The sequence below is a fragment of the Paracoccus litorisediminis genome (assembly GCF_009711205.1).
In the GTDB taxonomy this organism is placed as follows: domain Bacteria; phylum Pseudomonadota; class Alphaproteobacteria; order Rhodobacterales; family Rhodobacteraceae; genus Paracoccus; species Paracoccus litorisediminis.
In genome coordinates this window covers 46,941-56,958 of sequence record NZ_WMIG01000024.1, presented here as the reverse complement: position 1 = coordinate 56,958, position 10,018 = coordinate 46,941, and the positions used below count along the sequence as shown (strand labels likewise).

At 60.2% G+C, this 10,018-nt stretch carries 8 protein-coding genes and 1 pseudogene; all 9 read left to right on the top strand.

Annotated elements, in window-relative coordinates; translation table 11 throughout:
* Nucleotides 1-245, top strand: a pseudogene (locus GL300_RS26485) (hypothetical protein); the annotation flags it as partial.
* 1,180 nt (nt 246-1,425) lie between these two features.
* Entirely contained in the window at nt 1,426-2,058 is a 633-nt protein-coding gene (locus GL300_RS22900) for a GntR family transcriptional regulator (protein ID WP_192338617.1), read from the top strand.
* A gap of 175 nt (nt 2,059-2,233) precedes the next feature.
* Nucleotides 2,234-2,590 (top strand): cupin domain-containing protein, encoded by a 357-nt coding sequence (locus GL300_RS22895; RefSeq protein ID WP_155042003.1) that lies wholly within the window; start codon nt 2,234-2,236, stop codon nt 2,588-2,590.
* Between the two features lie 132 nt (nt 2,591-2,722).
* Nucleotides 2,723-3,667, top strand: a complete 945-nt coding sequence (locus tag GL300_RS22890) for a 2-hydroxyacid dehydrogenase (protein ID WP_155042002.1) — start codon at nt 2,723-2,725, stop codon at nt 3,665-3,667.
* 30 nt (nt 3,668-3,697) lie between these two features.
* Nucleotides 3,698-4,660 (top strand): NAD(P)-dependent oxidoreductase, encoded by a 963-nt coding sequence (locus tag GL300_RS22885; RefSeq protein WP_170297791.1) that lies wholly within the window; start codon nt 3,698-3,700, stop codon nt 4,658-4,660.
* 205 nt (nt 4,661-4,865) lie between these two features.
* Entirely contained in the window at nt 4,866-6,446 is a 1,581-nt protein-coding gene (locus tag GL300_RS22880) for an ABC transporter substrate-binding protein (RefSeq protein WP_225612546.1), read from the top strand.
* 103 nt (nt 6,447-6,549) lie between these two features.
* Nucleotides 6,550-7,518 (top strand): ABC transporter permease, encoded by a 969-nt coding sequence (locus tag GL300_RS22875; protein ID WP_155042008.1) that lies wholly within the window; start codon nt 6,550-6,552, stop codon nt 7,516-7,518.
* Complete coding sequence (locus tag GL300_RS22870) at nt 7,508-8,380, top strand: ABC transporter permease subunit (protein WP_155042000.1); 873 nt, start codon at nt 7,508-7,510, stop codon at nt 8,378-8,380. The genes GL300_RS22875 and GL300_RS22870 overlap by 11 nt, the downstream gene beginning before the upstream one ends.
* A complete protein-coding gene (locus GL300_RS22865) occupies nt 8,370-10,004 on the top strand; it encodes an ABC transporter ATP-binding protein (protein WP_155041999.1) in 1,635 nt (544 codons plus the stop codon). The genes GL300_RS22870 and GL300_RS22865 overlap by 11 nt, the downstream gene beginning before the upstream one ends.
* The last annotated feature ends 14 nt before the right edge of the window (nt 10,005-10,018 follow it).

Below are 10,018 nucleotides of genomic sequence, written 5' to 3'. Positions count from 1 at the left end.
TAATTTCTTGCGCTTTCTTTGCCGCGCGCTTGACCCGGCATGGCGGTACGATCGTCCATTATGCAGGGCTGGGACAGAATGCCTATGAAATTGCGGGGATGCCGGATGTTGCGCATGGCTTTCCCGACATGCTGGATGTGCTGCAGGCCAGTAGTCCGATCAACAGGGAGCACCCGCTGAGGGCTGATGACGACCCGCAGGCGGAACGTGCGGTCCTACTCTTGGGGCGGGGGCTCAGTTACTGACGCTTTGCGCGATCCGGCGATTCACAGCGTTGAGCAGAGAATGGGGCATCGGATTTGCAAGATGCGACGTCTTGCCCGCCGGGGCTGTCGTTGGCAGAGAGAGCCATCCGTTCCAGGCCGGCCCATAACGGCCGGTCGACAGCCGCTAGCTTCTTCCAAACCGGACGTTGAGGCGGGGTTCAGCGAGATCGCTTAATCTTAAACCCCAGTGCGGACGAAGCAGTCAATGACGGCTCTATTCGCCAATAGGGCCGGGAGGTGCGAGGAGCCTGTGCCAAGCATCCCTGAATTGTGCCTGGTCGTAGGCCTTCGGTTGTAGCCAATATGACTGAACACCGTCGCGGCTCTTTGCAGGATCGCTGTGGAAACAAAGATCAACAACCTCCTGCCGCCTCAAGATGAAACAGATCGGGTTGTCCGATTTCGCGTTGATGGTAATAATCCACCAATCCGATCGAAGATTGCCAAGGTTCGACCCCAGCCCAACCGGACCTCTCTTTGACAATCCCTTGCTCTGCACCCCAAAGATGACGGTCTCTGCATCGTTCGCGCAATACAGCTCGCTTCCATTCGCGTTCCGCGTGGTTGGCATCACGTTCCAGCCCCTCTTTGAAGGCTGCCATGCGACATAGTGCATGGCAGCATTTCCGGTCGCTTGCGATGATTTCACATCCACGTCGGTGCCCCCAGTTTCTATCCGACGGCAATCTAGTCTTACCCTTTCCGATCCGACAAGTCCGACACGGCGCGCGCCACATCGTGCACGAACGCCTCTGATGGGCTCATCACGACGATCTGCTGCACAATGCGACGAGACGGGTTTAGCTCAGCCTCAGTCACGCGCATCTCGGCCCTTTGCGGCCGCTCAGTCCCGCCGGTATGCTGCGGTGCAGTATCCCCAAAGCAGCCATTGGTGATTATCGCAGCGATCGGGGCGAAAAAATAGCGGTGCCACGGAAAGCCGGTGCAAAGTCGAACGAATACCAACGCGGTTTGCTGTTTGCTCTGCAATAGTCCAAATTTTGTCCTGCAAGCGCCAACCGCAAAGTTGCAGTGTCCTCGCAACTGCGATCACAGTTACACTCCACGGATTCGTGTGTTAAGAGACTGCAGGAAAGATCGGGGAGGGAAGATGGAGTGCTGCGTTCAGAGCGACCGTGAGGCTGAGGCGCCGTTGCGCATGATGGTCTATCGCACCTTGCGCCATCGGTTGGTCACCGGGACGATTACTCCGGACCAGGTTCTTTCCTCACGCGGAATCGCGCGCGAACTTGGCGTCAGCCCGATGCCGGTGCGTGATGCGATTGCCCGGCTGGCGGCCGAAGGCGCGCTGGAGATCCGGTCGAAAAGCAGTGTTGTCGTCCCCGAAATGACGCAGATCCGGTTCGAAGACCTGCTGTTCTGCCGCCTGCGTCTGGAGCCGGCCGCTGCGTCCCGCTCACTGCCGGTGATCTCGGATGATCTGATCGAGGAAATGCACGAGATCGACCGCCGGATGAAGCTGTGCCTCTCCTCTGGCGAGGTCGAAACTTACATGAGCAGCAATTACGAGTTCCATTTCAAACTCTACAGTGCGCAGCCAGCGCCGACGACCATGCAGATGATCGAGACATTATGGCTGCAATTCGGCCCGCTGATGCGCGTGGTATTCGAGCGTACCGCCGGAAGGCACCCCGATGAGGACAGACATCCCGCAATCCTCCGCGCCCTGCACCTGCGCGATGCGGACGCGATGTGTCTTGCGCTGCGGGCCGAGATTCATGACGGCATGAATCTTCTGCCGTTCAAACACAATATCAGCCCCCTCATCTGAGATCGCAGATTTTTATTTACAGACTGAGATCGCAGTTATAGGCTTCTTTCAAGCCAAACCGCTACTCGCTTCAGTGCAGATCCTGCAATGCCGTCGCCGGGCGAAGACAGCAGAGTCATGCGCAAGCGCCAGATGACGGCGATGGCACGACATACAGTCTTTACGGGAGATGATGATGGACGCGCTTTACTTTTATGATGTGAAGCAACTGGGCACGCCAGAACCGGGTGCCCCCTTGCCCGACCGCGTAACCGAGGGCGCGCCGACCAACAAGACCTGGGAGATTGAGGTGACGCCCGATGGCTCGGTCAGCACCGGCATTTGGGAAGTCCGCGACGGTTCTTGGCGTGTGGTCAAGGAAACCTGGGAATTCTGCACGATCATCGAGGGCGAATCCGAGCTGATCGAGGACGGCAAGCCGCCACGCCGCATCACCGTGGGCGACAGCTTCATCATGCGCCCCGGGCACAGCTATATCTGGAGGGTCATCACCCCCACTAAGAAGATCTATGTGATCCGCGAAAACACCTGATCCCTGGGGATCACCCTTTCCATTATTCGGCCTGTTTCGGTCGAACGCCGCTGAAGAGCGGTCGCGCATCCTCGCGACCGAATGATGACCTGTGTCCGGGCATAATCCGGACCACCAAGGATTGATGCGACCATGTCCGACACCGAACAGGCGATGTTGATCATTGCGACCGGCGAGAACCCAGAGGATTGGCGCAGCGCGTTGCGTGCTGCAGCCCCCGATCTGCCAATCTATGTATTGGGCGAAAACTTTGACCCCGCTACGATCCGATGGGCGCTGGTCTGGAAGCCGCCCCATGGCTATCTGGCCAAGTTGCCGAACCTTAATGCGATCTTCTCTATGGCAGCGGGAGTGGATCACATCTTCGCCGACCCGGACCTGCCGCTCGGGATCCCGGTCGTGAAGCTCGTGCATGAGGTAACCCGCCAGCAGCACCGCGATTATGTGCTGCATGCAGTGATCCATCACCACCGCGACATGATGCTGTTCGATATCCGCCAAAAGGAACGCCGCTGGGCATTCGTTCGCCCTGCGATGAACTTTCAACGCAGTGTCGGGCTGATGGGTGCGGGCCCGTTGGGGCTTTTCGTTGCCGAGGCGCTGGTCGGGCTCGGTTTCCCTGTCAGGGTCTGGAGCCGTTCTCCCAAAGAAATAGCCGGAGCTGAGAGCTTTCACGGCGCGGAGCAACTGTCTGAATTTGCGGCGGGCAGCGACATTCTGGTGGCAATGCTGCCGCGCACCCCGGCCACCACCGGCATGCTGAATGCCGATCTCTTTGCCACACTGCCGCAGGGCGCTGCGGTGGTGAACATCGGTCGAGGCGACCACATGGATGAGGATGCCTTGCTGGCAGCGCTGAACAGAGGACATCTTTCAGGTGCCACACTGGATGTGATGCGGCAGGAGCCGCCACCCGCCGACCATCCGTTCTGGGCGCATCCGAATATTCGCCTGACACCGCACATCGCGAGCGAGCCTAACCCGTGGGCGACTGCTCAATCCGTTCTGAGCAATATCTCTCGTATGCGAAGTGGGCTCGCTCCGGAGCCGCTTGGAAATCGTTCGGCGGGGTATTGAGCGATGGAAGCTTTTGAAAGAACTGGGCCTGTGAAAGTGGTCGTCGTCGAACCGGGCTATGCCAGCTATGCCGCGGAAAGCGAGGTTCTGACCCCGCTCGGCGTGCAGATCACGGCTTTGGATTGGCAGGGTGACCGGCAGACGCTGCTGCGGGGTGTGGCCGATGCCGATCTGATCATGCTACGCGACACAGCTGTGGATGCTGCGCTGTTCGATGCTGCGCCGCGCCTGCGAGGGTTGGTGCGCTATGGAGTCGGGTTGGACAAAATTGATCTGGACGCGGCGCGCGAACGCCGCATCAAGGTCGCCAATGTGCCCGATTATGGCGCGGACATCGAGGTGGCAGATCACACGCTGGCGCTGTTCCTGGCTGTTCGCCGCCGGATCGTCACTCGTGACTCCGCTGTCCGCAAAGGGGCATGGGAAGTCGGCCAGACCGAGCCGTTGCAACGGATCGCCGGCGCAACACTGGGCCTTGTTGGCTACGGCCGCATTGCCCGGGCTGTCCACAAGCGCTTTGCCGCGTTCGGTGTTGATCGAGTTCTGGTCCATGACCCTTTCCTTGACGAGCAGGGCGCCGCAGCCGCCGGGGTGATACGCGTCACGCTGGAGGATCTGGTCGAGGCGGTGGAGATCTTGTCTTTTCACGCCCCTGGCCGCTCCGATCTGCGACCGACGCTGACCGCCGAACTGATTGCAAGACTGCGGCCCGGCGTCGTGATCTTGAACACCGCAAGGGGTAGCCACATCGACGAGGCGGCACTGAGTTCAGCCATTCTTTCGGGGCGTGTCGCCGGGGCAGGGCTGGATGTTTTCCAGCGCGAACCGCCGGATCGCGACAACCCTCTTTTCGATCTGCCGCATCTGGTCGTTAGTGATCACACCGCTTGGTATTCTGAACAGTCAGTTCAGCAAATTCAGCAGCTTGCAGCTGCCGAAGCCTATCGCATTCTGACCGGAAGAATACCGCTGAACTGGGTTAACCCATGGTAGGGGCATATTTCAGTTTACTTACTGAGATCTCAGATCTAACGTCAGAATCTATAACTGAGATCTCAGTTATCCAAAGCACTCTCCGACTGGCAGTTGCCACTGAAGAACTGCGAATCTTTGGCCGCAGGAAGGCTTTTCCTTCGATTTCGTCCTCAATGAGATCTGCCGAGAACAGGTAGGCTCTTCCCAACAGGAGTAGAGAGAAATGAAAGACATCGAGTTCCATCGTAGCCCTGGCGGCCTAATTATGTCGCGCAGGACGCTACTTGGCACGGCCATGGCCGCAGCGGCGTTGCCGCTATTTGCCGGCCAGAGCATGGCCCAAGATGCGCCGAAAAAGGGCGGGGTGCTACGCGTTGCCATGGGGCAGGCGAATACCGCCGAGGGGCTGGACCCCGGCACCTATGCAACCTCGCTTTCGATCGCCTTCGCCTTCTGCCGGGGCAATGGCCTGACCGAATACGGCGCGCAGGACGAGATCGTCCCCGAGCTGGCCGAAAGCTGGGAGGCCAGTCCGGATGCCCGGATATGGACGTTTAAACTGCGCAGCGGCGTGACCTTCCACAACGGCAAGGCGCTGACCAGCGAGGACGTTGTTGCCACCTATAACTACCATCGGGGCGAGGCCTCGACCTCAGGCGCCAAGGCTCTGCTTTCGGATCTGAAGGATGTGCGTGCCGACGGCGACAGCACCGTCATTTTCGAACTGGCCAATGGCAATGCCGACTTCCCGGCACTGACCGCAGGGTTCGCCCTAATCATCCTGCCTTCGGACGGCAAGGGCGGTGTCGATATCGCGTCGGGAGCGGGCACCGGTGGCTACCGCATCCAGTCCTTCGAGCCGGGCGTGCGGATCGAACTGGTGCGCAATCCCGATTATTGGAAGCCGGATGCGGCCTATTTCGATGAAATCCATCTGATCGCGGTGCTGGATCCGGCAGCGCGCAACAACGCCGTCATCTCGGGTCAAGTCGATATCAGCGAACGCAACGACACCTCGACCCTTGCCCTTCTTGCACAAGATGAGCGGGTAATCGTCGACGAAACACCCAGTGCCGCGCATAACAATTTTGCCATGGCCTGCACGATGGCGCCTTTCACCGATGCCAATATTCGTCTCGCCATGAAATACGGCGTCGACCGAGAGGACGTGCTCCGTAAAACCCAGTTCGGTCATGGCTACGTCGGCAATGACCATCCGATTGCTCGCTCGAACAAGTTTTTCAACACCGAGCTGGAGCAGACCGCCTATGATCCGGAAAAGGCACGCTATTATCTGAAGCAGGCTGGGCTGGACTCTCTGGATGTGGAATTGATTACCTCGGAAGGAGCCGGATCGGGAGCAGTGCCTGCTGCAGAGCTGTTTAGTGCCAGCGCAGCTGCAGGCGGTATCAATATTACGGTTAAGCGCGTGCCGGGCGACGGATACTTCTCGGATATTTGGCTGAAAAGTCCCTTCGCGGCATCGGACTGGGGCGGACGGCCCACGGCGGATCTCGCATTTACCGTGGCCTATGCCAAGGACGCCCCCTGGAACGAGACACACTGGCAGAATGCGCGGTTCAACGAATTGCTGGTCGCCGCCCGCACCGAGCTGGATGAGCCGAAGCGCAAGGCTATGTATTGGGAAATGCAGGAAATCTGCAACCGCGACGGCGGGGCAATCGTGCTGAACTTCGCCAACTGGATCGTGGTCCGCGCCAAGAAAGTGGCCCATGCTGAGGCTATTAGTGCGCAGTGGCCGTTGGACGGCTACAAAGCATTTGAGCGCTGGTGGTTTGCCTGATCTGCCGCAGGGTAGTCGACGGCTATCCTGCGGATGCGTGACGCAGTCTCCGGCCCCGCGCCGGGAACTGCCCCACCCTTTGCCCACCTATCAGAGACAGGCCATGCATCCGCTCATCCGAACCATTTTGCAACGTCTTGCTCTGGGTGGCATCGCACTTTTCGCCGTATCGGTGGTGGTGTTTTCGGCGCTGGAGTTCCTGCCCGGGGATTTCGCCACCTCGGTCCTTGGTCGCAATGCGACGCCAGAAACCGTCGAAGCCTTTCGTGACGAACTGGGCCTGAACCTGCCTCCGGCAGAACGCTATCTCGGTTGGATCGGTGGGGTGCTGCGAGGCGATCTGGGCCATTCTTTCGCGGGTCGAGCTTTCACACCGCGCGCAGTCAGCGACATCGTGCTGCCCCGCCTGGCGAATACCCTGTTTCTGGCCGCGATCACCGCCGCCATTGCTGTGCCCGTCGCGCTCCTCTTGGGGTTGATGGCAGCGCTCTACCGCAACACCCGCTTTGACCGCATCGTGAATGCTGCCACCCTGTCCACCGTCGCGATGCCGGAGTTCTTGGTCGCCTATCTTGTGATCCTTGTGCTGGCGGTCAAGTTACCTGCCTTCTACGCCATGTCGACCTTGTCGCCGGGAATGGACCTGACTGAGAAGCTGCAGGCGGTGGCCCTGCCGGTGCTGACCCTGTCGCTGGTGATCATCGCACATATGATGCGCATGACGCGCGCGGCGATCATCGGTGTGCTGGCCAGCCCCTATATTGAGATGGCACGGCTGAAAGGTGTGCGGCCGTGGCGCGTGATCCTGCGCCATGCCCTGCCGAATGCCCTGGCACCCATCGTCAATGTCATTGCGTTCAGCCTCGCCTATCTCGTGGTGGGCGTCGTGGTCACAGAGGTGGTCTTTGTCTATCCGGGAATTGGACAAACCATGGTTGACGCCGTGCGCAACCGTGACATCCCCGTCGTGCAGGCCTGCACCCTGATCTTTGCCGCAACATACATCCTGTTGAATCTGTTGGCCGATATCATCTCCATCGCAACCAGCCCGAGGTTGCTTCATGCAAAATAATTCGCAAGGCGCACCTGCAGTCTCCCGGCGGCGCAGGTCTCTGTCCATCGCCAGCGCATCGCTCGCGGCACGGATCGGCATGATTGTGGTGCTGATCTATTTGCTGGTGGCGCTGTTCGCGCCCTTCCTCGCGCCGTTCGGCGAGGCTCAGGTGGCCTCGTCCATCCCCTATGCGCCGCCGGATGGCACCTTTCTATTGGGCACGGATCAACTGGGCCGCGATCAGTTCAGCCGCCTCATCTATGGTGCGCGCAATTCTATGGGCATAGCGCTGGCAACAACTCTCATCTCGTTCACGGTCGGCGGCCTCGTCGGTGTCATCTCGGCCGTGCTGGGTGGATGGGTAGATCAGCTGATCTCGCGCCTTGTCGACGTGATCATGGCGATCCCGCAGCTTATCTTTGCGTTGATCCTGCTATCGATTGCCGGGTCGTCGATCCCGAACCTGATCCTGATCATCGCACTGCTGGACAGCACGCGGGTGTTCCGGGTCTCGCGCTCGGTAGCGATGAATGTGGCGGCGATGGAGTTCATCGAGGCTGCCCATCTGCGTGGCGAACGGCTGCCCTGGATTATCCGGCGCGAGGTTCTGCCGAACATCATGCCCACGCTGGTTGCAGAATTCGGGCTGCGCTTCTGCTTTGCTTTTCTGACGATCTCGGCCCTGTCCTTCCTGGGTCTGGGGATCCAGCCGCCCACGGCCGACTGGGGGTCAATGGTGCGCGAAGCCTCGGCGCTGATCGCCTATGGCAATCTGACGTTGTTCATCCCCGCCGGCGCAATTGCTGTGCTGACGATCTCGGTCAATCTGATCGTGGACTGGTTCCTCGACAAGGCAAGCGGGTTGCGAAATGGCCAGTGACACAGGACACCTGCTTGAGATCCGTGGCCTGCGGATTGAAGGCGAAAGCGATGGCCAATGGTCCACGCTGCTGCATGGCGTTGATCTGACCTTGCGGCGCGGCGAGGTGCTGGGGCTGGTCGGAGAATCCGGCGCCGGGAAATCCACACTCGGGCTGGCGGCACTTGGCCACATCCGGCCTGGATGCCGCATTACGGGCGGCAGCGTGCGCTTTGACGGCATCGACCTGCTGGCTCTACCGGAAAGCGATCGGCTCAAACTTCGCGGGAGCCGTATCTCGTATGTGGCGCAAAGTGCTGCCGCCTCGTTCAATCCAGCTCATGCATTGTTGCCACAGACCGTTGAAACCGCCGTGCAGCATCGCCTCATGCCGCTGCAGACGGCCCGTCAAGTGGCGGTGGCGCAGTATCGCCGATTGCAGTTGCCCAAGCCCGACACAATCGGCACGCGCTATCCGCATCAGGTATCTGGCGGACAATTGCAGCGGGTCATGACTGCGATGGCCATGCATTGTGGGCCAGATTTGATTGTGTTCGACGAGCCGACCACTGCACTAGATGTGACCACCCAGGTCGAGGTTCTGGCCGCGATCCGCGAGGCGGTCGAGGCCCGTGGCACCGCCGCGATCTACATCACGCATGATCTGGCGGTGGTGGCCCAGATGGCCCATCGCATCATGGTCATGCGACATGGCAGTCTCGTTGAGGAAGCCCCGACCAGCGCGATTCTTGCGGCACCGCAAGAGGAATATACACGCTCGCTTTGGGCGGTGCGCGAACTCGTCAAGCCCGACCAGCCAAGCGCCGCCGCGCCGCTGATGACCATCGAGGGACTGGATTTCAGTTACGGCCGTAATGGTGCCAAGGCGCTTGAGGGCATCACGCTGACCATCCCGCGCGGGCGTACCCTGGCCGTGGTGGGTGAATCTGGTTCTGGCAAATCTACGCTAGGTCGGGTGATCGCCGGACTGAACGTGCCCACAGCCGGGCGCATCACGCTGGACGGCCAGTCGTTGCCGCCTGCTCTGCGCCTGCGCAGCCGTGATCTGCGGCGGCGTATTCAGTTGGTCCATCAATCCGCCGATACCGCGCTGAACCCGCGGCAGACCGTCGCCGAACTGATCGCCCGACCGCTGGAACTGTTTCACAGACTCCGAGGACGGGCGACGGCCGCCCGGGTAAACGAGTTGTTGGACATGATTGAGCTTGGCCCGCGCTATGCCGACCGGCTGCCATCCGAACTGTCGGGCGGTCAGAAACAGCGCGTCAATATCGCGCGCGGCCTTGCCGCAGGCCCCGAGCTGATGATCTGCGACGAGGTCACCTCAGCACTGGACCAGTTGGTGCAGGAAGGAATTCTCCGGATGTTGCTGGATCTGCAGGCGCAACTGGGGATCAGCTATTTCTTCATCACCCATGACATCTCAACAGTGCGGGCCATCGCCGACGAAGTCGTGGTTATGAACCGTGGTCGGATCGTCGAATCCGGCCCTAGGGCCGAAGTGCTGTCACCCCCGCACCATCCCTACACCGAGCTTTTGCTCGGCTCGACCCCCGAAATGCGCCCGGACTGGCTGACCGATGTGCTGGCGGCGCGCAAGGCCGGGCAACAGGCTGAATCATGACATTGCAAGGAACA

Bases quoted from the DNA above. Each gene is read 5' to 3' on its own strand.
- GL300_RS22900 (WP_192338617.1), top strand. From the start codon at position 1,426: ATGATGGTCTATCGCACCTTGCGCCATCGGTTGGTCACCGGGACGATT.
- GL300_RS22895 (WP_155042003.1), top strand. From the start codon at position 2,234: ATGGACGCGCTTTACTTTTATGATGTGAAGCAACTGGGCACGCCAGAA.
- GL300_RS22890 (WP_155042002.1), top strand. From the start codon at position 2,723: ATGTCCGACACCGAACAGGCGATGTTGATCATTGCGACCGGCGAGAAC.
- GL300_RS22880 (WP_225612546.1), top strand. From the start codon at position 4,866: ATGAAAGACATCGAGTTCCATCGTAGCCCTGGCGGCCTAATTATGTCG.
- GL300_RS22875 (WP_155042008.1), top strand. From the start codon at position 6,550: ATGCATCCGCTCATCCGAACCATTTTGCAACGTCTTGCTCTGGGTGGC.
- GL300_RS22870 (WP_155042000.1), top strand. From the start codon at position 7,508: ATGCAAAATAATTCGCAAGGCGCACCTGCAGTCTCCCGGCGGCGCAGG.
- GL300_RS22865 (WP_155041999.1), top strand. From the start codon at position 8,370: ATGGCCAGTGACACAGGACACCTGCTTGAGATCCGTGGCCTGCGGATT.